This window comes from Pantoea sp. LMR881 (assembly GCF_027157825.1).
Taxonomy (GTDB): domain Bacteria; phylum Pseudomonadota; class Gammaproteobacteria; order Enterobacterales; family Enterobacteriaceae; genus Pantoea; species Pantoea haifensis.
The window spans coordinates 3,331,229-3,356,126 of sequence record NZ_JAPVOK010000002.1; the positions used below are offsets into that span (position 1 = coordinate 3,331,229).

The following is a 24,898-nucleotide window of genomic DNA, read 5'->3' on the forward strand; positions in this document are numbered from 1 at the left end:
GCGGAGCGAGGTGCCTTCATGCGGTGTTAAACCGTGGGGTGCGCCATATCCATTCCTAAGCATAGCAGCCGAAATCAATGACGCAGGCTCACCTGTAGCATTCTGTGCCGTTAAACAATGAGGTTCTTTGAGCTCCTTCACCCTCTTGCTGCAGGTTGATTCTTATACTGGTGCAACTTTTCGCGGCGACTAAGGATGCCCAATGGATGATCAACTGAAGCAGAGCGCGCTTGATTTTCATCAATATCCGACACCCGGCAAGATTCAGGTGTCGCCCACTAAACCGTTGGCGACCCAGCGTGATTTAGCCCTGGCCTACTCGCCAGGCGTTGCGGCACCGTGCCTGGAAATTGCAAAAGACCCCTGGCTGCGCATAAGTACACGGCACGCGGTAATCTGGTCGCCGTGATTTCCAACGGCACGGCGGTGCTGGGTTTAGGCAACATTGGCGCACTGGCCGGAAAACCCGTAATGGAAGGTAAAGGCGTATTATTTAAAAAATTCGCCGGTATCGATGTGTTTGATATTGATATTGAGATTGATGAGCGGGATCCCGACAAGCTGATCGAAGTCATCGCCGCGCTGGAGCCAACTTTTGGCGGCATTAATCTTGAAGATATTAAAGCGCCGGAGTGTTTCTACATCGAACAGCAGTTGCGCAAACGCATGAAGATACCGGTGTTTCACGACGATCAGCACGGTACCGCCATCATCTGCACCGCCGCGGTCTTAAATGGCCTGAGCATCGTAAAAAAGCCATTTCAGACGTGCGGCTGGTGGTTTCTGGCGCAGGGGCATCAGCGATTGCCTGCATGAATTTGCTGGTGGCGCTGGGTATGCAGAAGCACAACATTGTGGTCTGCGATTCAAAAGGCGTCATTTACCGCGGCCGCGAAGCCAGCATGGCGCAAACCAAAGCGGATTACGCCATTGAGGACAACGGCAAACGGTCACTGGATGACGTAATTGCGGATGCGGATATTTTCCTTGGCTGTTCAGGTCCCAATGTCCTGACGCCAGAGATGGTGAAAAAAATGGCCACCGATCCGCTGATTCTGGCGCTGGCTAACCCGGAACCGGAAATCATGCCACCGCAGGCCAAAGCTGTACGCCCCGACGCGATTATCTGTACCGGACGCTCCGACTTCCCGAATCAGGTAAACAATGTTCTGTGCTTCCCGTTTATCTTCCGTGGCGCGCTGGATGTCGGGGCAACAGCAATCAATGAAGAGATGAAACTGGCAGCCGTGCATGCAATAGCGGCACTGGCGCAGGCGGAACAGAACGATGTGGTCGCCTCAGCATATGACGATCAGGATCTCAGTTTCGGCCCGGAATATCTGATCCCAAAACCGTTCGATCCACGCCTGATCGTGCAGATCGCGCCCGCGGTTGCCAAAGCCGCAATGGATTCCGGCGTCGCTACCCGTCCCATAGAGGATTTCGAGGCATATCGCGAAAAACTCACTGAGTTCGTCTACAAAACCAATCTGTTTATGAAGCCAATCTTTTCGCAGGCGCGTAAATCACCGAAGCGTGTCGTGCTGGCGGAAGGCGAAGAGGTGCGCGTGCTGCATGCGACTCAGGAATTAGTTTCGCTGGGGCTGGCAAAGCCGATTTTGATTGGCCGGCCCAATGTGATTGCCATGCGTCTGCAAAAGCAGGGGCTGAAAATCGAAGCAGGAAAAGATTTTGAGATAGTAAATAATGAATCTGACCCGCGTTTTAAAGCTTACTGGAATGAGTATTACCAGATTATGAAGCGACGCGGCGTATCGCCTGAACAGGCGCAGCGCGCAGTAATTGGCAACCCAACGCTGATCGGTGCCATCATGGTTCATCGCGGTGAAGCGGATGCGCTGATTTGCGGCACTGTTGGTGATTATCGTGAGCATTATGAAGTCATTGAAAAAGTCTTTGGTTTTCGTGATGACGTGAAAGTGGCGGGCGCGATGAATGCGCTGCTGCTGCCGAGCGGCAACACCTTTATTGCTGACACCTACGTAAATGAAGATCCGACCCCGGAACAGCTTACCGATATCACCCTCATGGCGGCTGAAACGGTGCGGCGCTTCGGCATTGAGCCGCGCGTGGCGTTGCTGTCGCACTCCAGTTTTGGTACCTCAAATGCACCTGGCGCCCGCAAAATGCGTGATGCCCTGGCTTTGATAAAAGCGCGTGCGCCAGAGCTGGAAATTGATGGTGAAATGCATGGTGATGCAGCATTAATAGAAAGCATACGGCGTGATTTAATGCCCGACAGCCCGCTAAAAGGCACCGCCAATGTGCTCATCATGCCAAATGTCGAAGCGGCGCGTATTAGTTACAACCTACTCAGAGTCTCCTGTTCAGAAGGGGTCACGGTAGGGCCAGTGCTGATGGGGATCACCAGGCCCGTGCATATATTAACGCCCATCGCCTCGGTGCGACGCATCGTTAATATGGTGGCGCTTGCAGTGGTTGAAGCCCAAACCAAGCCTTTGTAAATCGCCGTCATGGTAGACGCTATCTATGCGTTGGCTGCGCTGACTCACCCGAATCACTTACGGGAAGATTTAGGGATGAGTAAGCTTGCCGCCTTGATTTAGCGTCAACTATTTTGGCGATTCGCTATTTAATCCAGTCGCGAACCGGCAGGAAATCGCGATACAGCGCGGCTTCTGCTGAATCCGGTTCAGGCTGGTAATCATATTCCCAGCGAACCAGCGGTGGCATCGACATCAGGATCGATTCGGTGCGACCACCGGTCTGCAAACCAAACAGCGTGCCGCGATCCCACACCAGATTAAACTCTACGTAGCGTCCGCGACGGTAGAGCTGGAAATTGCGCTCGCGCTCGCCCCAAAGGTGATCTTTGCGTCGCGCCACAATTGGCTGGTAAGCGTCCATAAAACCGTTGCCCACCGCCTGCATAAAGCTAAAGCAGTGTTCAAAATCGGGGGTGTTGAGATCGTCAAAAAACAGCCCGCCAATGCCGCGCTGTTCATCGCGATGCTTGATATAGAAATAGTCATCGCACCATTTTTTATAACGCGCGTAGACATTCTCACCGAACGGCTGACACAAATCCGCCGCAGTCTGATGCCAGTGAATCGCATCCTCTTCAAAGCCGTAGAAAGGCGTCAGGTCAAAGCCACCGCCAAACCACCACACCGGATCAGCACCCGGCTTCTCAGCGATAAAAAACGCACATTAGCATGTGACGTCGGCACATAAGGATTGCGCGGGTGGATAACCAACGACACCCCCATTGCTTCGAAGCTGCGTCCCGCCAGTTCAGGGCGATGCGCCGTTGCGGAAGCGGGCATTTGGTCACCATGCACGTGAGAAAAGTTGACGCCCGCCTGTTCAAACACCGTGCCATCGCGCAATACGCGGCTTTGCCCGCCGCCACCGCCAGGCCGCTGCCAGCTATCTTCAGCAAATTGCGCGCCGCCGTCCTCAGCAGCGAGACGGTGACAAATATCCTCCTGCAATTGCAGCAGAAAGGCTTTTACGCGGGAAATATCAGGCATATTATTCGCTTACTCTTTTAAAATATTGTCCTGATTATACTCAATTACGCCCTGCGGCGATCGTACTCATCAAAGTAATTAACGATACCCTCCGCAATGGCGCTGGCAATTTTTTGCCGAAACGCATGTGTGCCGAGCAATTGTTCTTCGCGAGGATTCGTAATAAAAGAGGTTTCCACCAGCACCGACGGAATCGATGGCGACTTTAATACTGCAAATGCCGCCTGCTCGGTGTGCTGGCTGTGTAAATGGTGTACCGGACGGATCTGATCCAGCACATGTTTACCCAGCGTCAGGCTGTTTTTAATGGTGTCGGTTTGCACCAGATCGAACAGAATTTGCTGCAAATAGTGATCCTGCTGCGCGATTTTTGCGCCGCCAATTTTATCGGCGTCATTCTCTCGCTGGGACAAATAGCGCGCCATGCTGCTGCTGGCACCCCGATTCGAGAGGGCAAAAACCGACGCACCGTTAGCGTCGGGGCTGGTGAAGCCGTCAGCATGAATTGACATAAACAGGCTGGCACCGTGTTGATGCGCAATTTCCACCCGCTGATAAAGCGGAATAAAGTGATCGCTGTCGCGCGTCAGGCGCACGTCTATATGAGCATGATCCTGCAATTGCTGCCGCACGCTATTAGCAATCTCTAACACGATATGTTTCTCTTCCGCTCCCGCTTCGCCAACCGCGCCAGAATCAATCCCGCCATGGCCCGGATCGATCATCACGATGCGCTTGCCGTTCTTCGCGGCTGGCGCAGGCGGCGTGTGACGTGCTGAAACAGGCAGCGTGCCATTATCTTCTTTTGCCATCACGGCGCGTGGCGACAAAACGGCCAGCGCCATTCCAGACAGCAACAGCTGGCGGCGGGTGGTCAAATGCTTGAGTAACTTCATGAGCAGGTCCCTGGAGAGAATCGTGCCGGGTGTTATATCGTAACGTTCTGCCGCTCGCGAGTACGGAACCATTTCAGGGCTTTACTTTGTATTTCAGCCCGCTAACAAAAAAATCCACATTTTTTCGCCAGGCCCCGGCTGTCAAAGGTTGCGCGATATGAAAAATGCGTGATAATCAGCAAATTGTGGTTATTTGCAGGTAAAGATGATGGAAATCCGCGCCTTCCGCCAGGAAGATTTTGAAGAAGTGATTACGCTTTGGGAGCGTTGCGATTTGTTACGCCCATGGAACGATCCTGAACTGGATATCGAACGAAAGATGAATCACGACCCAGAGCTTTTCCTGGTGGCTGAAGTCGGCGGCGAAGTGGTCGGCTCGCTGATGGGCGGCTACGACGGCCACCGTGGCTCTGCCTATTATCTGGCGGTCCATCCCGATTATCAGGGACGCGGCTTCGCCAATGCGCTCATGAACCGCCTGGAGAAAAAGCTGATTGCGCGGGGATGCCCGAAAATCCATTTAATGGTGCGTGAAGAGAACGATCAGGTGGTCGCGTTTTATGAGAAGCTCGATTACGAGCCCGTGGACGCGATGCTGCTGGGCAAACGGTTGATCGAAGATCGTGAGTATTAACGGACACAAATATCTGCCGGATGAATATGACGGCAAAGGGCAGCTTCGGCTGCCGTTTCTTTGGCTGATCCTGTTATTGCAGGCGCGCACCTGGTTACTGCTGGTGATGGCTGGCGCATCGCGACAGCAGGGCAACGATCTGCTGGCACTGTTCTATCCCGACAGGCAGGCGTTCTGGATCGGGCTGGCACTCGGTGCGCCTGCGCTGTTGGGGCTGTTACTCACCGGTTACCGCCTGCGCTGGCCACGATTATGGCGCGCCTGGAAGAGCGTACTGGTGCTGTCACTGCTGGTTAATTTGCTGTGGCAAGGCGTTCAGTTTGTGCAGGGCGATCTGCTCAGCTCACCCTTGCCGCTGCTGCTGTCGCTGTTTGATTTGCTGGCGCTCGGCTGGCTTCAGTTTAATCACCGGTTGCGTGACTGCTTTGTGCCAGAACATTTGGAATAAACTTTTTGTCGCTTTGCGACTCCAATCAGTTTCGCCATCGGGCATGTTATTAACAGGAGTTTCCATGAAAGCTGTTCGTTCCACGCTACTGATTGCCGCCGTGACTCTGGGCGGTTGCGCCAGTTCCGGCTCCGGCACTGACAGCAGTCAACAGGTGAGCTGGTGGAATCCATTAAGTTATCACTGGTCTTCCGCATTGCCGTGGAACTGGTTTGGTGCCTCCCTTACGGTAACAGATCAGGGCGTTGGTGGCCTTAACGCGACAACCGCCATGACAGAAAGCGCGATTAAAGAGGCACTGAACGGCCAATATGATTTACGTCAGGGTATGCGCAGCCAAAATGGCCAGGTGGTCTCTTTCTGGCAGGCGCGGGAAGATGACAAAGTTCAGCTGGTAATTTACGGTCAAAGTCAGGTTGAACGTATTGAGGTGATGGACAGGAACATCACCAGCAGCGATGGCAGTAAAATCGGTGATGCGTTTGGCGACAAATACAGCAAAGCTTACAACAACTGTACGCTGAGTGCCGGGCTGGATAACCGTGACGTTGAATGTCGTGTGCCCGCCAGTGAGCATTTGCGCTATGTCTACAGCGGTGAATGGCATGGGCCAGAAGGTCTGATGCCGTCAGACGATACGCTGAAAAGCTGGAAAATGAGCAAAATTATCTGGCGGCGTTAAGGCGTAAGGGCAGAGAAATCTGCCTGTTTTTCCTTTCCCAAATGCTTCATAAAGATTGCCGCTGGCTTATGCCTTTTTCGACTTTGAAATCATCAAACGATATATAAAACCGTTACTGGTTTTCCCTGAGTTATAAATAAACTGGTGAAACAGCGGGTGGAATCCGCATCACACTTTTTCAGGGTGCCAAATGACTTATCAAGCGATGAAAAAAATCGTTAGCGGTATCGCGTTGTCGCTGAGCCTGGCAGGCGCAGCTAACGCAACTGAATTGCTCAACAGCTCATATGATGTTTCACGTGAGCTGTTTGTTGCCCTGAATGCGCCATTCGAAAAACAGTGGGATGCCAGCCATCCGGACGACAAGCTGTCGATCAAAATGTCTCATGCCGGTTCATCCAAACAAGCGTTAGCCATCCTGCAAGGGCTACGTGCGGACGTGGTGACCTACAACCAGGTTACTGACGTGCAGGTGCTGCACGACAAAGGCAAGCTGATTGCGGCTGACTGGAAAACGCGCTTGCCCAATAACAGCTCGCCGTTTTACTCCACCATGGCGTTTCTGGTGCGCAAAGGAAACCCAAAGCAGATCCATGACTGGGCAGATTTGACCCGCAAAGAGGTGAAGCTGATTTTCCCGAATCCTAAAACGTCCGGTAATGGTCGCTACACCTATCTGGCCGCCTGGGGCGCAGCAAACAAAGCAAACGGCGGCGATAAGGCGAAAACAGAAGCCTTTATGACGCAGTTTCTGAAAAACGTTGAAGTGTTTGATACCGGTGGTCGCGGAGCGACCACAACATTTGCCGAACGTAACCTGGGCGATGTGTTGATCAGTTTTGAATCAGAAGTGAACAACATCCGCAATCAGTACGGTAAAGATGAGTACGAAGTGGTGGTGCCTAAAACCGATATTCTGGCTGAGTTCCCGGTGGCATGGGTCGATAAAAACGTTGAGCACAATAACAGCGCCGACGCGGCGAAAGCCTACCTGAACTATTTGTATACGCCAGAAGCGCAGAAAATTATCACTCAATTCTATTACCGCGTGAACAATCCTCAACTGATGGCCGAGCAGAAAGATCGCTTTCCGCAGACTGAGCTGTTCCGCGTCGAAGAGACCTTTGGCGGCTGGGATAACGTCATGAAAACGCATTTCGTCAGCGGTGGCGAACTCGATAAATTGTTAGCGGCGGGGCGCAGATAATGTTTGCAGCCAGCCAAAAACGGGTTCTGCCCGGCTTCGGTCTCAGTCTTGGCACCAGCCTGCTGTTTACCTGCCTGATCCTGCTGCTGCCTGTCAGCGCGGTAATCATGCAGCTTTCGCAGATGACGCTGGCGCAATACTGGGATGTGATCACCAATCCGCAGCTGATTGCTGCTTATCAGGTCACCCTGCTTTCTGCTGGCGTGGCGTCGCTGTTCAATGCCGTGTTTGGCATGTTGATGGCGTGGATCCTGACCCGCTATCGTTTTCCAGGCCGTACCATTCTTGATGGCCTGATGGATTTGCCGTTTGCATTGCCCACTGCCGTGGCCGGTTTAACGCTGGCGGGGCTGTTTTCAGTCAACGGTTGGTATGGTCAGTGGTTTGCCCATTTCGACATTAAAATTTCTTACACCTGGATTGGTATCGCTATCGCTATGGCGTTTACCAGTATTCCGTTTGTGGTGCGTACCGTACAGCCGGTGCTGGAAGAGTTAGGCCCGGAGTATGAAGAGGCGGCTCAGACGCTGGGTGCGACGCCGTGGCAGAGCTTTCGCCGCGTGGTGTTGCCGGAAGTTGCACCTGCGCTGCTGGCCGGAACGGCACTGTCGTTTACCCGCAGCCTGGGAGAGTTTGGCGCCGTTATCTTTATTGCCGGTAACATCGCCTGGAAAACCGAGGTGACCTCACTGATGATTTTCGTGCGTCTGCAAGAGTTTGACTATCCGGCAGCCAGCGCCATCGCCTCGGTGATTCTGGCAGCTTCGCTGCTGCTGCTGTTCGCGATCAACACCTTACAGAGCCGCTTTGGTCGCCGTTTGGGAGGTCACTAATGGCTGAGATTACGCAACTTAATCATGCCGACCGCCAGCCGTTTAACTGGGGTAAATGGCTGTTAATTGGCATCGGTGCGCTGGTCTCCATTCTGCTGCTGGTGGTGCCGATGGCCTCCATATTCTATGAGGCGCTCAGTCAGGGATTGGGCATGACCTTCAGCAACCTGACCGACAGCGACATGTTGCACGCTATCTGGCTGACAGTGCTGGTTGCGTTGATTACCGTACCGGTCAATCTGGTATTCGGTACGCTGCTGGCATGGCTGGTGACACGCTTCACTTTCCCAGGACGCCAGTTGCTGCTGACGATGTTTGACATTCCGTTTGCCGTTTCGCCGGTTGTTGCAGGTTTAATGTATTTGCTGTTCTGGGGCATCAACGGCCCGGCAGGCGGCTGGCTGGACGAACATAGCATTCAAATCATGTTCTCCTGGCCGGGAATGGTGCTGGCAACGGTATTTGTGACCTGTCCGTTTGTGGTGCGTGAACTGGTGCCGGTGATGCTGAGCCAGGGCAGCCAGGAAGATGAAGCCGCCATTTTACTCGGCGCTTCAGGCTGGCAGATGTTTCGCCGCGTGACGCTGCCTAACATTCGCTGGGCAATGTTGTATGGCGTGGTGCTGACCAATGCCCGCGCGATTGGTGAATTTGGTGCGGTCTCGGTGGTTTCGGGATCGATTCGCGGTGAAACCTATACCTTACCGCTTCAGGTTGAATTACTGCATCAGGATTACAACACGGTGGGCGCCTTTACGGCGGCCGCGCTGCTGACCCTGATGGCCATAGTGACACTGTTTCTGAAAAGTTTTGTGCAATGGCGCTTAGAGCAACAGCACTCGCGTTTGCAACAGGAGGAAAATCATGAGCATTGAGATTAACCAGATCAATAAATCATTTGGTCGCACACCGGTGCTGAACGATATCTCTCTGGATATTCCTTCTGGCCAAATGGTGGCGCTGCTGGGACCATCCGGTTCGGGTAAAACCACGCTGCTGCGTATTATCGCAGGCCTGGAGCACCAAAACAGCGGGCAGATCCGTTTCCACAACAAAGACGTGAGCACCTTACATGCGCGCGATCGTCAGGTTGGATTCGTTTTCCAGCATTATGCGCTGTTCCGCCACATGACGGTGTTCGACAACATCGCTTTTGGCCTGACGGTGCTGCCGCGTCGTGAGCGCCCGTCAACCGCTGAAATCAAACAGCGCGTGATGCGTTTGCTGGAGATGGTACAGCTTGCTCATCTGGCAAACCGTTTCCCGGCTCAGCTTTCGGGTGGTCAGAAGCAGCGTGTGGCGCTGGCGCGTGCGTTAGCGGTAGAGCCTCAAATTCTGCTGCTGGATGAACCCTTTGGCGCACTGGATGCGCAGGTGCGCAAAGAGCTGCGTCGCTGGCTGCGTCAGCTCCATGAAGAGTTAAAGTTCACCAGCGTGTTTGTTACTCACGATCAGGAAGAAGCGATGGAAGTCGCCGATCGTATTGTGGTCATGAGTCAGGGCAATATCGAACAGGTTGGCACACCCGATGAGGTCTGGCGCGATCCGGCTACCCGTTTTGTGCTGGAGTTCCTGGGTGAAGTGAACCGCTTTGACGGTGAAGTGCACGGTTCGCAGTTCCACGTTGGTGCCCACCACTGGCCGCTGGGCTATACCCCCGCGCATCAGGGTAAGGTCGATCTGTTCCTGCGCCCCTGGGAGATCAACGCCTCGCGTCAAAGCAGCCTTGAAACGCCGCTGCCGGTACACATTCTCGAAGTCAGCCCACGCGGTCATTTCTGGCAGCTGGTGGTTCAGCCAGGCGGCTGGCAGAGCGAGCCGTTCTCGCTGGTGTTTGACGGCGAGCAGGCAGCGCCGATTCGCGGCGAACGTCTCTACGTTGGATTACAACAGGCGCGGCTTTATCAGGGTAATACCCCACTGCGCGCTGTTGCCTTTGCCGAAAGTGCCTGATATTTTCTTTCAATCACAGGGCGGGAATAAATCCCGCCCTTTTTTTGCTTTAATTCTTTTTCCTACCTGACCAGGAAACGCAGTGTGACAACACTTGAAGATACCATCGGCAACACGCCGCTGATCAAATTACAGCGCCTGACGCCTGCTAACGGCAGTGAAGTCTGGCTAAAGCTGGAAGGAAATAATCCGGCTGGCTCGGTGAAGGATCGTGCAGCCTGGTCGATGATTCATCAGGCTGAGTTGCGCGGGGACATCAAACCTGGCGATCGGCTGATTGAAGCCACCAGCGGTAATACCGGCATTGCGCTGGCAATGATTGCCGCGATGAAAGGTTATGACATGCGCTTACTGATGCCCGATAACATGAGCCAGGAACGTCAGGCAGCCATGCGTGCCTACGGCGCAGAACTGGTGTTAGTCAGCCGCGAGCAGGGCATGGAAGGCGCACGGGATTTGGCGCAGGAGATGGCGTCACGCGGAGAAGGCTTCGTGTTAGATCAATTCAACAATCCTGATAACCCGTTAGGTCATTATCAGACCACCGGGCCAGAATTATGGCAACAGTCCGGTCAGCGCATGACTCACTTTGTCTCCAGTATGGGCACCACCGGCACCATTACCGGTGTGGGACGCTATCTCAAAGAGCATAAAACGGGCGTTAAAGTCATTGGCTTACAGCCGAGCGAGGGCAGCAGCATTCCCGGTATTCGTCGCTGGCCGCTGGCTTATCTGCCGGGCATCTATCGCCCCGATTTAGTTGATGACGTGATGGATATGTCTCAGCACGAAGCAGAAGAGACCATGCGGGCGCTGGCGCGGCGCGAAGGCATCTTCTGTGGCGTCAGTTCAGGCGGCGCGGTGGCCGGTGCTTTACGTATTGCGACAGCGCAACCGGGCAGCGTGGTTGTGGCGATTATCTGCGATCGCGGCGACCGTTACCTCTCCACGGGCGTCTATCAATAAATCCCTTCCCTGATAAATGGCTTGCCGCACCGCGACCGGCCATTTTTGTCTATAGTCTGCCTGAGAATACGCTGCCGTTAAATCTGTAAGGATCGCGTAAAACAGGCTGCGCCCGACGCTGGCTCAGGACAAAATAGCCGCAATTTTGTACGAGAGATAAAAATGAAAATTCTGCTGGTTGATGATGATGTAGAACTGGGTACGATGTTAAGCCAATACCTGATTGCGGAAGGCTTTGATGCACAACTGGTTTTAACCGGAAGCGCGGGTATCGAAGGCGCGCTTTCCGGCCAATATACCGCCATGATCCTCGATATCATGCTGCCCGATATGAGCGGCATTGATGTGCTGCGCCAGGTTCGGCAGAACAGCCGCCTGCCAGTCATTATGCTGACGGCAAAAGGCGACAACATTGATCGCGTTATCGGTCTGGAAATGGGGGCTGATGATTACGTGCCAAAACCGTGTTATCCGCGTGAGCTGGTGGCGCGTTTGCGTGCGGTATTGCGTCGTTTCGAAGAGCAGGCACCGCAGTCAGATAAAAAAGAAGCGTTACGCTGGGGCGAACTGACGCTCAATCCCGCCACACGTATTACTGAGTGGCAGGGAAAACCTTTTGATCTTACTGCATCCGAATTCAACCTGCTTGATCTCCTGCTGCGCGCGCCCGATCGGGTGGTGTCGAAAGATGAGCTGTCGGAAAAAGGTTTAGGACGCCCGCGTGAAGCTTACGATCGCAGTGTTGATGTCCATATCAGTAATATCCGTCAAAAATTAAGCGCGTTGACAGCAGATAGCGTCAATATAGAGACAGTACGCAGTATCGGTTATCGTATTCGATGAATTATATTTATCGCGGACGCATGTTCTGGAAGATTTTGATCGGCTTCTGGATCGTGTTCGTCATTATCAGCCAGTTAATCTGGCTGGGTTTTTCGCTATCGGGAAATCGTCACGAACCGCCAGAGATTGTCGCTATTCGGCGCATCGTGAATTTGCAGATGGCCTCTGCGGTATCGGTGCTGAAACGAGGTGGGCTGACCTCGCTGGATGATATGATGGCGGACTGGGAACCTAACGATCGTCAGTTTTTTAAAATCATTCAGCATCAAAAGCCCGCTCAAGGCGAAACGTTACCAGAAGGATTTAATCCTCCTTTCGAAGGCCATATACCGGATGTCATTGTGCGCTGGGTAAAAAGCGCAGATGGCAAAGAGTACGAGCTGCGCTATGACGTGAAAGGCATGCGAGAAGACAGTCGCATGGAGTTACCGCGTCATTTCCTAAACATTCCTGAACCGATGTTTATTTTTGCCGGATCGGTTGGTCTGCTGTTCAGTTTGCTGCTGGCATGGAACCTGACACGCCCGATGCGCCAGCTACGTGAAGGCTTTTCTCGCGTGGCAGATGGTGATTTAAGCGTGCGGCTTTATCCCATGATGCGTAAGCGCCACGATGAGCTTTCTAATGTGGCGCAGGCGTTTGATGCGATGGTTGAGCGACTGGATACCCTGGTACGCGCTCGTGAAGAGCTGCTGCATGATATTTCTCATGAGCTGCGTTCACCGCTGGCGCGTTTGCAGCTCGCTACCGGTCTGGCACGTCAAACACCCGCCAGCGTAAATGTCTCGCTGGATCGTATTGACGAGGAGGCGCGACGGCTGGACAAAATGATTGGCGAGTTGCTTACCCTGTCACGCGCTGAACATGAAAGCATCCCGGATGAGCAATATTTTGACCTGACCGGTTTGCTGCATGCAGTGGTAACTGACGTGCGCTATGAAGCACAGATCCCTAAGGTAATAATCGATTTTCACGTAGATGAAAACGCGGATTATACCGTGCGCGGCAATGCGGAGCTGATCCGCCGTGGTGTAGAAAATGTGTTGCGTAATGCGCTGCGTTTCTCAATGTCAGGACAGCATATTCAGGTGCGCTTGCGCGCCGAGAATCAATGGCTGGCAATTCGCGTGCGCGATCAAGGGCCTGGCGTTGATGATGAGAAGCTCTCCAGTATTTTCGATCCCTTTGTGCGGGTGAATTCACCGCTGATGGGAAAGGGATATGGTCTGGGTTTAGCTATCGTACGTAAAGTCGTGCTGGCGCATCACGGTGAGGTTAAAGCGGTGAACCGCCCGGAAGGGGGACTGGAACTGACGATTCGCTTGCCACGCTGGCAACAGTCGTAACGCGCAGGCTGACAGTAAGCAAAAAAACGGCACCCCAGGGTGCCGTTTTTCATATTTGATGTCGCTTACTTCTTGATGCGAATCACCGGTGTTTCACCGACGGTGACCTGGCCAGACAGCTTGATCAAGTCCTTGATCTCATCCATGTTAGAGATGACAACTGGCGTCAGGGTTGATTTTGCTTTCTCTTCCAGCAACGGCAAATCGAACTCGATAACCACATCGCCTTTTTTGACCTTTTGGCCTTCTTCAGCGATACGTTTGAAGCCTTCACCTTTTAGTTCAACCGTGTCGATACCGAAGTGAACAAACAGCTCGATACCGTTATCAGACTCGATTGAAAAAGCGTGGTTCGTTTCGAAAATCTTGCCGATGGTACCATCAACCGGTGCAACCATTTTGTTGCCGCTTGGTTTGATCGCAATTCCGTCACCCACGATTTTTTCTGCAAACACCACATCTGGTACGTCTTCAATGTTCACGATTTCGCCTGACAGAGGCGCTACGATATCAATTGTCCCTGCGCTATCTGTTTTTTCGCCAAAAAGTTTAGAAAACAAACCCATGATCTTCTCCTAAGCAGTAATTTGGGGCCAGCATCTCGCAGATCAGCAGAGCGTTTTTTCTTTGATGAACTTGTTAACCAGGTTCATTAAATCTTCCGCTGTCGGTTGAGCCAGAGCCTGCTCCGCCAACTCCTTCGCATCTTCGAAATGTGTATTACGAATAATCTTCTTGATGCTTGGGATAGAAATGGCACTCATGCTGAATTCGTCCAGCCCCATTCCCAGTAACAGTAGTGTAGCACGTTCATCACCTGCCAGCTCACCACACATGCCTGTCCACTTACCTTCAGCGTGAGAAGCATCAATGACTTGCTTAATTAATCCCAAGACTGATGGTGTCATTGGGTTATACAGGTGCGATATCAAATCATTACCACGATCGACCGCCAGAGTATACTGCGTCAGGTCATTTGTCCCAATACTGAAGAAATCAACTTCTTTCGCCAGGTGACGAGCAATAACCGCCGATGCGGGTGTTTCTACCATGATGCCCACTTCAATGGACTCATCAAATGCTTTGCCTTCTTCACGCAGCTGCGCTTTCAGGATCTCCAGCTCAGCTTTCAGGCTACGCACTTCTTCAACCGAAATAATCATCGGGAACATAATGCGCAGTTTGCCGAAAGAGGAGGCGCGCAGAATGGCACGCAGCTGAGCATGCAGAATTTCTTTGCGATCCATTGCGATACGAATAGCACGCCAGCCGAGGAAGGGGTTTTCTTCTTTTGGCAGGTTCATGTACGGCAGATCTTTGTCGCCGCCGATGTCCATGGTGCGCACGATAACCGCTTGTGAACCCATCGCTTCCGCAACAGCTTTGTAAGCCTGGAACTGCTCTTCTTCCGTTGGCAGCGAGTCGCGATCCATAAACAGGAATTCAGTACGATACAGGCCAACACCTTCTGCACCGTTACGCTCAGCACCGGCAATATCGCGGACCGTACCGATGTTGGCACAGACTTCAACCTGATGACCATCCAGCGTGACGGCTGGCAGATCTTTCAGCTTGGCTAATTCATGCTTTTCAGACAGGTATTGCGTCTGAACGGCTTTTAACTCTTCCTGAACCTCTTCGCTCGGATTGACGTAAATGGTGTTGTTAACGCCATCAAGGATCAGAAAATCGCCGTTTTTGATAGAGGTGGTGACATTACCCGTACCGACAATTGCAGGGATCTCCAGAGAGCGCGCCATGATTGAGGTATGAGAAGTACGTCCACCGAGATCGGTAATAAAGCCCAGCACCTTTTTCAGGTTGAGCTGTGCCGTTTCTGATGGCGTTAAGTCTTTTGCCACCAAAATGGATTCGTCCTGAATTGCGCTCAGGTCAACAATATGCAGACCCAGAATGTTTTGGAGTAAACGCTTACCAATGTCACGTACGTCAGCGGCACGCTCTTTCAGGTATTCGTCATCCAGCTCTTCCAGTGCCTTTGCCTGACCATCAATGACAGAATACGCAGCGGCATCGGCAGTCGCGTGATCTTTTTGATCAGGTCAATGATTTCCTGCTCCAGCTCTTCGTCTTCCAGCAACATGATGTGGCCTTCGAAGATGGCAGCTTTCTCTTCACCGAGGGATTCACCCGCTTTGACTCGAATTGCTTCCAGTTGAATCGCCGCTTTGCTACGGCCATCAAGGAAGCGCTGCACTTCCTGCTCAACCTGGTCATCAGAAATCTTTTTGCGGTTGATGACGATCTCGTCTTCTTTCAGCAGCAGTGCTTTGCCGAAAGCGATACCTGGTGATGCTAAAATGCCTGAAATCATAACCCTACCTTTTAATCACGATGGCTGATTGACTCTGTGCGGTGCCATTGCTGCGTGTCGTGGGACACGTACTCTACGAAAGCAATATCGCGGACAGGTTGTCCGCGATCAAGATGTTTGCACTCAATGGCGCAGAGAAGTCGGTTTTCTGAAAGCTGGGAGGAGATTACTCCAGTTCAGCCATCAGTTTGACTAAATGCTCAACGGCTTTTTGCTCGTCTTCACCTTCCGCAGAAAGAGTTACAACGGTACCTTGCGTCAGACCCAGAGTCTGGAGTTTGAACAGGCTTTTTGCGCTTGCTGATTTACCGTTAGAGGTCACGGTGATTTCAGACTGGAAAGCTTTGGCTTCTTTTACGAATTGCGCAGCTGGGCGAGTATGCAGACCGTTTGGCGCGGTAATGGTAACTTCTTGCTGGAACATTCTATTTCCCCAACGTTATCAGGTTTGGTGTTATGAATCTAAAGTCTAGCCTGGAGCCTTCACTTTAGCCTGTGTAGGTGCGCTGGTATAGCGTCATGCTAGCCATTTGGTGCGCTTGAATGAGTTTTCATTCCTGTAAGTGTCAAAAACGGTTTGAGCACTTGCTGTAGTAATTATGCCGCGATTCGCCATTTCGCCAAATCCGTAAATCGATTCAGCTTGATCCACTTCAACAGAGGATTAATTTCAGGCATCGAAATAATTGGCTGTCTAAATACCAGAGCCACGTCACTGAAATCAATCTGCAGGGTGGTGAAAGTGAGATCTGCACCACAAAAAAGCACCCATTTGGGTGCTTTTTGCGGCAATTTCAGACAATCAGCCTTACTGCTGAAGCTCTTTTTCAGTGAAGAGATCGGCAAACAGGGCGGTGCTGAGATAACGCTCGCCGGAAGAGGGGAGAATCACAACAATATTTTTGTTGGCAAAGGCTTCATCTTCTTGCAGCTTGAGCGCAGCAGCGATAGCAGCACCCGATGAGATGCCCGCCAGGATGCCTTCTTCTTCCATTAGCTTACGGGCTGTACTGATGGCTTCCTCATTGGAAACCGCTACTACACGGTCAATCAGGTTTAGATCGAGGTTGCCTGGGATAAAGCCAGCGCCGATGCCCTGGATTTTGTGCGGGCCAGGCTTGATCTCTTCACCTGCCAGCGCCTGAGCGATGACCGGCGAATCTGTTGGCTCAACCGCGACAGAAATCAAATCTTTCTTGCCCTGGGTGTTTTTAATATAGCGGCTCACGCCGGTGAGCGTACCGCCAGTACCTACACCTGCGATGAACACATCAACTTCGCCGTCAGTATCTTCCCAGATTTCCGGGCCAGTGGTTTTTTCATGAATTTCCGGGTTCGCCGGGTTGCTGAACTGTTGCAGTAACACATATTTGTCTGGATTGCTGGCGACGATCTCTTCGGCTTTGGCAATCGCGCCTTTCATGCCTTTTGCGCCCTCTGTTAGCTCAAGTTTAGCGCCCAGGGCTTTTAACAACTTACGACGTTCAACCGACATGGTTTCAGGCATGGTTAAGGTTAATTTGTAACCACGCGCTGCGGCCACGTAAGCCAGCGCAATCCCGGTGTTGCCGCTGGTTGGTTCAACCAGCTCAACGCCCGGCTTCAGAATACCGCGTTTTTCTGCATCCCAAATCATATTGGCACCGATACGGCATTTCACGCTGAAGCTTGGGTTACGGGATTCTACCTTCGCCAGGATGCGGCCGTTACCGATGCGGTTCAGTCGAACCAATGGCGTATGACCAATTGTCAAAGAGTTGTCTTCGTAGATCTTACTCATGGCCTGTCCTTAACTGTATGAATTATTGGGAACCCTCAGAGCATACCCTTTCTGACCTCGTGCGGAAGGAAAGAAATCGCATATCTATATGTCAGGTGGCAATAAGCCCTGACAAAAAATGCATAAGGGCTACTGATGATTACCTGAGTTCTTCACGTGCGAGCTGAAAGCGATAGCGGTCTACCCACATTGCGGTCGCGCCACAAACCGCGACTGGCATGATGGCGAGGTTTAAAATGGGAATCATGGTAAATAAACTCACCAGCGCACCAAACTGCATATTGGCTGTTTTATGCTGGCGCAACGCGTTACGCATTTGCGGGAAGCTGACTTTATGGTTATCGAACGGATAATCACAATACTGCACCGACAGCATCCAGGCGCTAAACAGGAACCACAGCAGCGGGGCGACAGTTTGGCCAAAGCCGGGAATAAAGTAGAGCAGCAGTAGGCCAATCGCCCGCGGTAAGTAATAACCCAGCTTTTGTAGCTCACGCTTCATGATGCGTGGAACGTCTTTCGCCATGCCAAGCCAGCCGCTATCCGGCAGGGGTTTACCAGTGAGACGCCCTTCGAGCTGTTCGGCCAGCAAGCCGCAAAAGGGCGCTGCGATCCAGTTCGCTATTGTGGAAAAGAAATAGCTAAACACCAGGACAATCGAAATAACAGATAATGGCCAAAGCAGATAACTTAACCACTGTAGCCAATCCGGGATGTGAGTCATCAACGCCGGGATCCAGTTGCCGAGGCGATAGAATAGCCAGATAAACGCACCGCCTAACATCACAATATTGACAATTAAAGGGATAACCACAAAGCGTCGAATGCCCGGCATCCTTACCAGTTTCCAGCCCTGGCTGAAGTAATAGACGCCGTTGAATGATGAGACAGATTTCTCATGGGCCATAAAGCCAACTCTCCTGAAAATGTTGAGGCACAACCATCATAACCTGGCTTTTTCCCCTGACCAGGTGCCGTTTGGGTAAAAAAGCAGCAAAAAAGCGTGGCTGGCCTATCTTATTTGTCAGAAAATAGTGCACAGACTTGCACTTGTGTAGCAGGGCAAATACAGTTAGAGGATAAAGTTTGCCGCGGTGGCAAGGTATTGGAACAACAGAGAATACAATGATGCAGGATTTGCGTCTGATATTAATCGTTGTTGGCGCGATCGCCATTATAGCGCTTCTTCTTCACGGACTGTGGACCAGCCGTAAAGAGCGTTCATCAGTGTTCCGCGATCGCCCTCACAAACGTCTTAAACAGCGTGACGAACATGATGATGAGTTGAGCGACGACGATGAAGAAGGCGTCGGCGAAGTTCGTGTGCGCAACCCGCGTCCCAGCCATCAGGAACCGCGTTTCGATAACATTCCTGATACTCCCGAAGCGCCGCGCCAGCCTGCGCCGGTAGAACCTGCGCGCCAGCCTGCGCCGCGTCCGGCACCTCAGCCGGAAAGCGATCCGCTGTTAACGCCGGCGCCGCAGCCAAAAGCGCAGCCCCAGCAGCCGCATCCTGAGCCAGTGCGCCAGCAGCAAGCAGAACCGCAGTTTGTACCGCAGCCTGTTCAGGCCGATCCGCTGCTTGATCTGGATCCGCTAGAAGCGGTGCAGCCAGAACCGGAATATCAGGCTGAACCAGAACCAGAGGTTGTTGTAGCGCCTAAATCTGAACCCGCGCCAGCTGCAAAAGCGGCACCCACCAAGCCGAAAGAAGCAGTACTGGTACTGCACGTAGCAGCACATTCGGGTGGTGAGCTGAATGGTGAGGCGTTGTTGCAGGGCATTCTGCAGGCGGGCTTCCAGTTTGGTGAAATGAACATCTTCCACCGCCATTTAAGCCCGGCAGGTAGCGGCCCGGTGTTATTTAGCCTGGCAAATATGGTGAAACCGGGATCTTTTAATCCTGATGCGATGACCGATTTTACTACGCCAGGCGTCTCCATCTTTATGATGGTGCCGTCATACGGTGATGCGAATCAGAACTTCAAGCTGATGCTGCAATCGGCACAGCGCATCGCTGATGATGTTGGTGGTGTTGTCCTGGATGACGAACGCCGCATGATGACACCGCAGAAGCTGGAAACCTACAAAGCGCGCATTCGCGATGTAGTCGACGTCTGAGACTGACGTACATTTTACATTACTTTAGCAAACCCCCGCCTGTCGGGGGTTTTTTATCTGATGGGGCTTTATGAAATCTGTCCAGGATCAAATCACCGAACTGCGCACCACGCTGCGCCATCATGAATATCTTTATCACGTCATGGACGCGCCGGAAGTGCCGGACGCTGAATATGATCGCCTGATGCGTGAGCTGCGCGCGTTAGAAGAGAAACACCCCGATCTGATCACCCCCGATTCGCCAACTCAACGTGTAGGTGCAGCGCCGCTTACGGTGTTCGAGCAGGTGCGACATGAAGTACCGATGCTCTCGCTGGATAACGCCTTTGATGAAGCCAGCTTCCTGGCATTTGATAAGCGCGTGAAAGACCGTTTGAAAAACGGCGATGACATCACCTACTGTTGCGAACTCAAACTGGATGGCCTTGCTGTCAGCTTGTTGTATGAAAATGGGTTGCTGGTGCGGGCAGCGACACGCGGTGACGGCACCACAGGTGAAAATATCACGACCAACGTGCGCACCATTCATGCTATTCCTTTGCGTCTCAAAGGCGACAATATTCCGGCTCGCCTTGAAGTGCGCGGCGAAGTTTTTATGACGCAGCGCGGCTTTGAAAAGTTAAACGACGAAGCGCGCCGCACCGACGGTAAAGTGTTTGCCAACCCACGTAACGCTGCCGCCGGTTCACTGCGCCAGCTCGATCCGCGCATCACGGCTAAGCGTCCGTTAACGTTCTTCTGTTATGGATTCGGCCTGCTGGAAGGGGGCGAAATGCCGCACAGTCATATGGCGCGTCTGCAACAGTTTAAAGCCTGGGGGCTGCCGGTAAGCAATCGTATTCGCATTGCACATAATGCTGAAGAGGCGCTGGCTTTCTACCGCGAAGTTGAAGCGCAGCGTCCAACGCTCGGATTCGATATTGACGGTGTTGTGATCAAAGTTGATTCCCAGGCATTACAAGAGCGTCTGGGCTTTGTCGCGCGCGCACCGCGTTGGGCGATTGCGTTTAAATTCCCGGCGCAAGAGCAGATGACGCTGGTACGCGATGTCGAGTTTCAGGTGGGTCGTACCGGCGCCATCACGCCGGTTGCCCGTCTTGAGCCGGTTCAGGTAGCTGGCGTCATTGTCAGCAACGCCACGCTGCATAATGCCGATGAAATCGAACGGCTTGGCTTACGCATTGGCGATAAGGTTGTGATCCGCCGCGCCGGGGATGTGATTCCGCAAGTTGTCAACGTTGTGACGTCGGAACGTCCAGCGGATGCGCGCGAAGTGGTGTTCCCCACCCATTGTCCGGTTTGTGGCTCAGATGTTGAGCGCGTGGAAGGTGAAGCCGTAGCACGTTGTACGGGTGGTCTGATTTGCGGCGCGCAGCGCAAAGAAGCCCTTAAACACTTTGTTTCACGCCGCGCCATGGATGTGGATGGCATGGGCGACAAAATTATCGATCAGCTGGTGGAGAAAGAGTATGTCAAAACGCCAGCGGATCTGTTTCGCCTCACCGCAGGCAAGCTCACAGGCCTTGATCGCATGGGGCCGAAATCGGCGCAAAACGTGGTTGATGCGCTGGAAAAAGCCAAATCAACTACCTTAGCGCGTTTCCTGTATGCGCTGGGGATCCGTGAAGTGGGTGAAGCAACAGCGGCTAACCTGGCCAGCCATTTTGCCGAGCTGCAAAAGGTCATGGATGCCGATCTGGATGCGTTGATTGCCGTGCAGGATGTAGGCAAAGTCGTTGCCTCTCACGTGCGCAACTTCCTGGAAGAAGAGAGCAATCGCGAAGTGATTCGCCAGCTCGTTGATGACATTGGTATTCACTGGCCGCAGGTTAAGGTCGTTAACGCAGAAACCATCGACAGCCCGTTTGCCGGGAAAACCGTGGTTTTAACCGGCTCATTATCACAGATGAACCGTGATGATGCTAAAGAGCGTTTGATGGCGCTTGGCGCAAAAGTTAGCGGCAGCGTTTCAAAGAAAACGGATTTGCTGATTGCGGGTGAAGCCGCCGGTTCCAAGCTGGCAAAAGCGCAGGAACTGGGCATTGCAGTGATTGATGAAGCTGAAATGATTCGCCTGCTGGGAGAGTAAAATGGATAAGCAGCAACTGATTGAAATTGCCAACACGGCGATGCCGTTCGGCAAATATAAAGGTCAGATGCTGATCGACTTGCCCGAACCTTATCTGCTGTGGTTTGCTCGCAATGGAGATTTTCCTTCAGGCCGCTTAGGCGAGCTAATGCAATTTACGCTGGCAATTAAAATTGAAGGATTAGAAGGGCTGGTGAAGCCTCTGAAGCGCAGCGAATAAAAAAACCCGCGCTGGCGGGTTTTTTTATGGCCGGAGATTACTTCTGTGATTCAACCACCACGCTTTTTACCGGCTGTGCCAGCTGCTTATCATGGGTTTTCTTATAGCGGCCAGCAATGAATGAGCACACCATCAACTGCACCTGATGAAAGATCATCAGCGGCAGAACAATAATTCCCACCGCGCTGGCCGGAAACAGAATGTTCGCCATCGGCACGCCATTCGCCAGGCTTTTCTTCGAGCCGCAGAACAGCACCACGATTTGATCGGCACGGCTGAAACCAAACAGACGCGCGGCCAGAAAATTGATCGCCAGTGCCACAAACAGCAGCAGCAGACAGCCTGCCAGGATCCACAACAGAGTATCGATGCCAACGCGATGCCAGATACCGTTCACTACCGCTTCACTGAAGGCGGAATAGACCACCAGCAGAATAGAAGTCTGGTCAGTTTTACCAATCAGGCTGCGATGTTTTTCAACCCAGCCAGCAATCCAGCGACGCGACAGGTGACCAATGACAAACGGCACCAGCAGTTGCAGCATAATTTTGCCAACCTGCTCAAGGCCATCCGTTGGTGCGCTGCTGTGAACATCCATTACCAAATTGACTAACAGCGGCGAGATAAAGACGCCCAGCAAACTGGATGCTGAGGCACTACACACCGCTGCGGCAACATTTCCGCCTGCCATAGAGGTAAACGCAATAGCTGACTGTACGGTTGCAGGCAAAATGCATAAATAGAGGAAACCGGTATAAATTTCAGGGCCGACATTGACCGGATGCCACCACACCAGCAGCAAACCCAGTACCGGGAATAACACAAAGGTGCTGCACATAATCCATAAGTGAAGCTGCCAGTGGCTGCTGCCAGCAATGATTTTTTCCCGTGACAGCTTGGCACCGTGCATAAAGAACAGCAGGGCGATAGCGGCAGTCGTCAGATACTCGAAGAAATCGACGAAGCCGCCTTTAGCGGGCAGAAAAGAGGCTAACAGTACCGTGATGATGAGTTTGATCATCATCGGGTCGATTCGCAAAAATCCCATTGTTACAATCCGGTTAAAAATTTAATGCAGTGATTGTGCGTGAACTGGGTTTAGAAATAAAATTGATTTATTGCATCAATCTATGAGTGTTTTCGATGAATTACACGCTGCGTCAGTTACGTACCTTTGTGGCGGTTGCTCACTACGGTGGTTTCAGTCTGGCCGGGCAGGCAATTGGTCTGAGTCAGTCAGCGGTGAGCCACAGCATCAAAGAACTCGAAGCGGAAATCGGTGTGCGCTTATTAGACCGAACCACGCGCGAAGTGCAGCTCACTGAAGCGGGCAAGCAACTGGCTTCGCGCATGGCGCCTCTACTGGAAGAGATCAACACCACACTGTTAGATATTCGTAGCTATGGCGAACAGCGCAGCGGGACAGTACGCATCGCAGCCAGCCAAACCATTTCGGCCCATTTGATGCCGCAGTGCCTGGCGTCGAGCCAGCAACATTTTCCAGATATTAAGGTGATTTTGCACGACCGCGTGCAGCAGTGGGTACTACAGAGTGTGCGCAATGCAGAAGTCGATTTTGGCATTGTGATCGGCCCACTGAGCAACGCCGATTTTGATTGCCTCGCTATTCTCGATGAACCCTTTTTATTGCTTTGTCGCGATGACGATCCGCTGGCTCAGGTGGAGCAGGCGCAGTGGTCAATGCTAAGTAGACGCACGATGGTGTTACAGGACTATGCCTCCGGCAGCCGGGTTTTGATAGATGCCGCGATGCGAGAACAGAGTATAAAAGTGGATGTTGTGCAGGAAATTGGTCATCCCGCCACGCTGTTTCCAATGGTGGAAGCCGGGATTGGTATCAGTATATTACCCGCGCTGGCGTTACCATTACCGGCGGGACGCGCGTTAACTGTGCGGCGTTTGTATCCTGAGATTAACCGCAGCCTGACATTGATTAAACGTAAAAATCGCTCGCTCACACCGGCGGGCGAAGCGATTTGGCAGGAGGTGCGTCAGCAGGCGGCGCTACTGACGCAACAACGCAAGCTCAGGCCCGCGTTCTAGACGTAAACGTTGATTTGATTTTGTTCTGTCGGACGGTTGATGCCATCCGCTTTAATTTCATCAGGTTTTTTACATCTTTATTTTTCTCAGCAGCCTGTTCCGCTTGTTTCTGCTGTAACTGGGCAAGCTGCGCCTGTAACAGCTGGATTTGCTGTTGAAGCTGCTGCTGCTGTTGCAGTTTCTCCTGATCGGTTAAATCGCTGTTCGTTGAAAGATCCTTAAGCTCTTTCGTGGCTGTTTGGATCTGTTTGGTCAGGCTGGCAATTTGTGAAGAAAGGTCATTGCCGCTACTGCTACTACTGCTGCTACTGACGCTTCCGCTGGTTGCACTTGATATTGTGGTCATGGTTTTCTCCTTGCATAGGTTCTTTATCGTTATCGTCGCAAGGAGCAAGGGCTTGAGGTTATAAAATGTTAAGGTTTAGAAAAGATGGAGGAGGGCAGTGCAATTGAAACTGCATAAATTTCGTATAGCAAAAAGGCGCCTTTAGGGCGCCTTTTTACACTGGTGGGTCGTGCAGGATTCGAACCTGCGACCAATTGATTAAAAGTCAACTGCTCTACCAACTGAGCTAACGACCCGAAGTGGTGGGTGATGACGGGCTCGAACCGCCGACCCCCTCCTTGTAAGGGAGATGCTCTACCAACTGAGCTAATCACCCACTTCGGTACTGCTTAACAAGAGTGTCATCTGACAGAGATATGGTGGGTGATGACGGGCTCGAACCGCCGACCCCCTCCTTGTAAGGGAGATGCTCTACCAACTGAGCTAATCACCCATATCTTATCTCTTGTTCACTGCGGGCCACCTTAAGAGTGGTGGGTGATGACGGGCTCGAACCGCCGACCCCCTCCTTGTAAGGGAGATGCTCTACCAACTGAGCTAATCACCCCCGCTGTGTGGAGTCGCATTATAGGGATAGTGAGTCAACGCTTTTTAAAACTAAAATGTGCGTTCGGTTTAAA

At 52.4% G+C, this 24,898-nt stretch carries 21 protein-coding genes, 4 tRNA genes and 3 pseudogenes; 15 read left to right on the forward strand and 13 right to left on the reverse strand.

Going from position 1 to position 24,898, the window contains the following annotated elements:
- The first annotated feature begins 202 nt into the window (after positions 1 to 202).
- Positions 203 to 2,486 (forward strand): annotated as a pseudogene (gene maeB, locus O3W44_RS17540) (NADP-dependent oxaloacetate-decarboxylating malate dehydrogenase).
- 124 nt (positions 2,487 to 2,610) lie between these two features.
- Here maeB and hemF read toward each other — a convergent pair.
- Both hemF and amiA read right to left on the reverse strand, forming a co-directional pair.
- Positions 2,611 to 3,515, reverse strand: a pseudogene (gene hemF / locus O3W44_RS17545) (oxygen-dependent coproporphyrinogen oxidase).
- Positions 3,516 to 3,559: 44 nt separating this feature from the next.
- Complete coding sequence (gene amiA / locus O3W44_RS17550; RefSeq protein ID WP_269294046.1) at positions 3,560 to 4,411, reverse strand: N-acetylmuramoyl-L-alanine amidase AmiA; 852 nt, start codon at positions 4,409 to 4,411, stop codon at positions 3,560 to 3,562.
- A 208-nt stretch (positions 4,412 to 4,619) separates the two neighbouring features.
- Between amiA and O3W44_RS17555 the strand changes: the two genes are divergently transcribed.
- From O3W44_RS17555 to O3W44_RS17600, 10 genes are all read left to right on the forward strand, one after another.
- Positions 4,620 to 5,045, forward strand: a complete 426-nt coding sequence (locus O3W44_RS17555; RefSeq protein WP_269294480.1) for a GNAT family acetyltransferase — start codon at positions 4,620 to 4,622, stop codon at positions 5,043 to 5,045.
- Positions 5,041 to 5,493 carry a DUF2919 family protein gene (locus O3W44_RS17560; RefSeq protein ID WP_442954673.1) on the forward strand — a complete coding sequence of 151 codons (453 nt, stop codon included), beginning with the start codon at positions 5,041 to 5,043 and terminating at the stop codon, positions 5,491 to 5,493. The genes O3W44_RS17555 and O3W44_RS17560 overlap by 5 nt, the downstream gene beginning before the upstream one ends.
- Before the next feature lie 64 nt (positions 5,494 to 5,557).
- Positions 5,558 to 6,175 (forward strand): RpoE-regulated lipoprotein, encoded by a 618-nt coding sequence (locus O3W44_RS17565; RefSeq protein ID WP_269294049.1) that lies wholly within the window; start codon positions 5,558 to 5,560, stop codon positions 6,173 to 6,175.
- A gap of 190 nt (positions 6,176 to 6,365) precedes the next feature.
- Complete coding sequence (locus O3W44_RS17570; RefSeq protein WP_269294050.1) at positions 6,366 to 7,382, forward strand: sulfate ABC transporter substrate-binding protein; 1,017 nt, start codon at positions 6,366 to 6,368, stop codon at positions 7,380 to 7,382.
- Positions 7,382 to 8,215, forward strand: a complete 834-nt coding sequence (gene cysT / locus O3W44_RS17575; RefSeq protein ID WP_269294051.1) for a sulfate/thiosulfate ABC transporter permease CysT — start codon at positions 7,382 to 7,384, stop codon at positions 8,213 to 8,215. The genes O3W44_RS17570 and cysT overlap by 1 nt, the downstream gene beginning before the upstream one ends.
- Positions 8,215 to 9,090 carry a sulfate/thiosulfate ABC transporter permease CysW gene (cysW, locus tag O3W44_RS17580; protein WP_269294052.1) on the forward strand — a complete coding sequence of 292 codons (876 nt, stop codon included), beginning with the start codon at positions 8,215 to 8,217 and terminating at the stop codon, positions 9,088 to 9,090. The genes cysT and cysW overlap by 1 nt, the downstream gene beginning before the upstream one ends.
- Positions 9,080 to 10,168, forward strand: a complete 1,089-nt coding sequence (gene cysA, locus O3W44_RS17585) for a sulfate/thiosulfate ABC transporter ATP-binding protein CysA (RefSeq protein ID WP_269294053.1) — start codon at positions 9,080 to 9,082, stop codon at positions 10,166 to 10,168. Before cysW ends, cysA begins: the two co-directional genes overlap by 11 nt.
- An 84-nt stretch (positions 10,169 to 10,252) precedes the next feature.
- The gene (cysM, locus tag O3W44_RS17590) at positions 10,253 to 11,134 is read left to right on the forward strand and encodes a cysteine synthase CysM (RefSeq protein ID WP_269294054.1); all 882 of its coding nucleotides are present in this window, start codon (positions 10,253 to 10,255) and stop codon (positions 11,132 to 11,134) included.
- Positions 11,135 to 11,296: 162 nt separating this feature from the next.
- Positions 11,297 to 11,977 (forward strand): response regulator transcription factor, encoded by a 681-nt coding sequence (locus tag O3W44_RS17595; RefSeq protein WP_269294056.1) that lies wholly within the window; start codon positions 11,297 to 11,299, stop codon positions 11,975 to 11,977.
- Positions 11,974 to 13,323: an ATP-binding protein gene (locus O3W44_RS17600; protein WP_269294057.1), complete on the forward strand. Its 1,350-nt coding sequence runs from the start codon at positions 11,974 to 11,976 to the stop codon at positions 13,321 to 13,323. Before O3W44_RS17595 ends, O3W44_RS17600 begins: the two co-directional genes overlap by 4 nt.
- A gap of 65 nt (positions 13,324 to 13,388) precedes the next feature.
- Here the strand turns inward: O3W44_RS17600 and crr are convergent, their stop codons facing one another.
- From crr to cysZ, 5 genes and pseudogenes are all read right to left on the reverse strand, one after another.
- A complete protein-coding gene (crr, locus tag O3W44_RS17605; protein ID WP_269294058.1) occupies positions 13,389 to 13,889 on the reverse strand; it encodes a PTS glucose transporter subunit IIA in 501 nt (166 codons plus the stop codon).
- 42 nt (positions 13,890 to 13,931) lie between these two features.
- Positions 13,932 to 15,658, reverse strand: a pseudogene (ptsI, locus tag O3W44_RS17610) (phosphoenolpyruvate-protein phosphotransferase PtsI).
- A gap of 166 nt (positions 15,659 to 15,824) precedes the next feature.
- Positions 15,825 to 16,082: a phosphocarrier protein Hpr gene (gene ptsH / locus O3W44_RS17615; RefSeq protein ID WP_003848868.1), complete on the reverse strand. Its 258-nt coding sequence runs from the start codon at positions 16,080 to 16,082 to the stop codon at positions 15,825 to 15,827.
- 384 nt (positions 16,083 to 16,466) lie between these two features.
- Positions 16,467 to 17,438 carry a cysteine synthase A gene (cysK, locus tag O3W44_RS17620; RefSeq protein ID WP_269294059.1) on the reverse strand — a complete coding sequence of 324 codons (972 nt, stop codon included), beginning with the start codon at positions 17,436 to 17,438 and terminating at the stop codon, positions 16,467 to 16,469.
- A gap of 139 nt (positions 17,439 to 17,577) precedes the next feature.
- Positions 17,578 to 18,345, reverse strand: coding sequence for a sulfate transporter CysZ (gene cysZ / locus O3W44_RS17625; protein WP_269294060.1), 768 nt, complete (start codon positions 18,343 to 18,345; stop codon positions 17,578 to 17,580).
- Between the two features lie 218 nt (positions 18,346 to 18,563).
- Between cysZ and zipA the strand changes: the two genes are divergently transcribed.
- From zipA to O3W44_RS17640, 3 genes are all read left to right on the forward strand, one after another.
- On the forward strand, positions 18,564 to 19,559 hold the full coding sequence (gene zipA / locus O3W44_RS17630) for a cell division protein ZipA (RefSeq protein ID WP_269294061.1): 996 nt from the start codon (positions 18,564 to 18,566) through the stop codon (positions 19,557 to 19,559).
- Positions 19,560 to 19,629: 70 nt separating this feature from the next.
- The gene (gene ligA, locus O3W44_RS17635; protein ID WP_269294063.1) at positions 19,630 to 21,648 is read left to right on the forward strand and encodes an NAD-dependent DNA ligase LigA; all 2,019 of its coding nucleotides are present in this window, start codon (positions 19,630 to 19,632) and stop codon (positions 21,646 to 21,648) included.
- A gap of 1 nt (position 21,649) precedes the next feature.
- Positions 21,650 to 21,868 carry a DUF3820 family protein gene (locus tag O3W44_RS17640; RefSeq protein WP_269294064.1) on the forward strand — a complete coding sequence of 73 codons (219 nt, stop codon included), beginning with the start codon at positions 21,650 to 21,652 and terminating at the stop codon, positions 21,866 to 21,868.
- Between the two features lie 37 nt (positions 21,869 to 21,905).
- Here the strand turns inward: O3W44_RS17640 and O3W44_RS17645 are convergent, their stop codons facing one another.
- Positions 21,906 to 22,916: a bile acid:sodium symporter family protein gene (locus O3W44_RS17645; protein WP_269294065.1), complete on the reverse strand. Its 1,011-nt coding sequence runs from the start codon at positions 22,914 to 22,916 to the stop codon at positions 21,906 to 21,908.
- Between the two features lie 95 nt (positions 22,917 to 23,011).
- On the opposite strand from O3W44_RS17645, the gene O3W44_RS17650 reads away from it, so the two are divergent.
- Positions 23,012 to 23,932, forward strand: a complete 921-nt coding sequence (locus O3W44_RS17650) for a LysR family transcriptional regulator (protein ID WP_269294066.1) — start codon at positions 23,012 to 23,014, stop codon at positions 23,930 to 23,932.
- Here the strand turns inward: O3W44_RS17650 and O3W44_RS17655 are convergent.
- From O3W44_RS17655 to O3W44_RS17675, 5 genes are all read right to left on the reverse strand, one after another.
- Positions 23,916 to 24,278, reverse strand: a complete 363-nt coding sequence (locus O3W44_RS17655; RefSeq protein WP_269294067.1) for a FlxA-like family protein — start codon at positions 24,276 to 24,278, stop codon at positions 23,916 to 23,918. The two genes, O3W44_RS17650 and O3W44_RS17655, sit on opposite strands and share 17 nt — an antisense overlap.
- Before the next feature lie 160 nt (positions 24,279 to 24,438).
- Positions 24,439 to 24,514, reverse strand: a tRNA-Lys gene (locus O3W44_RS17660).
- Positions 24,515 to 24,518: 4 nt separating this feature from the next.
- Positions 24,519 to 24,594: transfer RNA gene (locus tag O3W44_RS17665), tRNA-Val, on the reverse strand.
- 41 nt (positions 24,595 to 24,635) lie between these two features.
- Positions 24,636 to 24,711 (reverse strand) — tRNA-Val (locus tag O3W44_RS17670).
- A gap of 38 nt (positions 24,712 to 24,749) precedes the next feature.
- A tRNA-Val gene (locus tag O3W44_RS17675) sits at positions 24,750 to 24,825 on the reverse strand.
- Positions 24,826 to 24,898: the final 73 nt, after the last annotated feature.

What these genes read in the sequence shown, in the direction of transcription:
- amiA (WP_269294046.1), bottom strand. Translation starts at nt 4,411, where the DNA reads ATGAAGTTACTCAAGCATTTGACCACCCGCCGCCAGCTGTTGCTGTCT.
- O3W44_RS17555 (WP_269294480.1), top strand. Translation starts at nt 4,620, where the DNA reads ATGGAAATCCGCGCCTTCCGCCAGGAAGATTTTGAAGAAGTGATTACG.
- O3W44_RS17565 (WP_269294049.1), top strand. Translation starts at nt 5,558, where the DNA reads ATGAAAGCTGTTCGTTCCACGCTACTGATTGCCGCCGTGACTCTGGGC.
- O3W44_RS17570 (WP_269294050.1), top strand. Translation starts at nt 6,366, where the DNA reads ATGACTTATCAAGCGATGAAAAAAATCGTTAGCGGTATCGCGTTGTCG.
- cysT (WP_269294051.1), top strand. Translation starts at nt 7,382, where the DNA reads ATGTTTGCAGCCAGCCAAAAACGGGTTCTGCCCGGCTTCGGTCTCAGT.
- cysW (WP_269294052.1), top strand. Translation starts at nt 8,215, where the DNA reads ATGGCTGAGATTACGCAACTTAATCATGCCGACCGCCAGCCGTTTAAC.
- cysA (WP_269294053.1), top strand. Translation starts at nt 9,080, where the DNA reads ATGAGCATTGAGATTAACCAGATCAATAAATCATTTGGTCGCACACCG.
- O3W44_RS17595 (WP_269294056.1), top strand. Translation starts at nt 11,297, where the DNA reads ATGAAAATTCTGCTGGTTGATGATGATGTAGAACTGGGTACGATGTTA.
- O3W44_RS17600 (WP_269294057.1), top strand. Translation starts at nt 11,974, where the DNA reads ATGAATTATATTTATCGCGGACGCATGTTCTGGAAGATTTTGATCGGC.
- crr (WP_269294058.1), bottom strand. Translation starts at nt 13,889, where the DNA reads ATGGGTTTGTTTTCTAAACTTTTTGGCGAAAAAACAGATAGCGCAGGG.
- ptsH (WP_003848868.1), bottom strand. Translation starts at nt 16,082, where the DNA reads ATGTTCCAGCAAGAAGTTACCATTACCGCGCCAAACGGTCTGCATACT.
- cysK (WP_269294059.1), bottom strand. Translation starts at nt 17,438, where the DNA reads ATGAGTAAGATCTACGAAGACAACTCTTTGACAATTGGTCATACGCCA.
- cysZ (WP_269294060.1), bottom strand. Translation starts at nt 18,345, where the DNA reads ATGGCCCATGAGAAATCTGTCTCATCATTCAACGGCGTCTATTACTTC.
- zipA (WP_269294061.1), top strand. Translation starts at nt 18,564, where the DNA reads ATGATGCAGGATTTGCGTCTGATATTAATCGTTGTTGGCGCGATCGCC.
- ligA (WP_269294063.1), top strand. Translation starts at nt 19,630, where the DNA reads ATGAAATCTGTCCAGGATCAAATCACCGAACTGCGCACCACGCTGCGC.
- O3W44_RS17640 (WP_269294064.1), top strand. Translation starts at nt 21,650, where the DNA reads ATGGATAAGCAGCAACTGATTGAAATTGCCAACACGGCGATGCCGTTC.
- O3W44_RS17645 (WP_269294065.1), bottom strand. Translation starts at nt 22,916, where the DNA reads ATGGGATTTTTGCGAATCGACCCGATGATGATCAAACTCATCATCACG.
- O3W44_RS17650 (WP_269294066.1), top strand. Translation starts at nt 23,012, where the DNA reads ATGAATTACACGCTGCGTCAGTTACGTACCTTTGTGGCGGTTGCTCAC.
- O3W44_RS17655 (WP_269294067.1), bottom strand. Translation starts at nt 24,278, where the DNA reads ATGACCACAATATCAAGTGCAACCAGCGGAAGCGTCAGTAGCAGCAGT.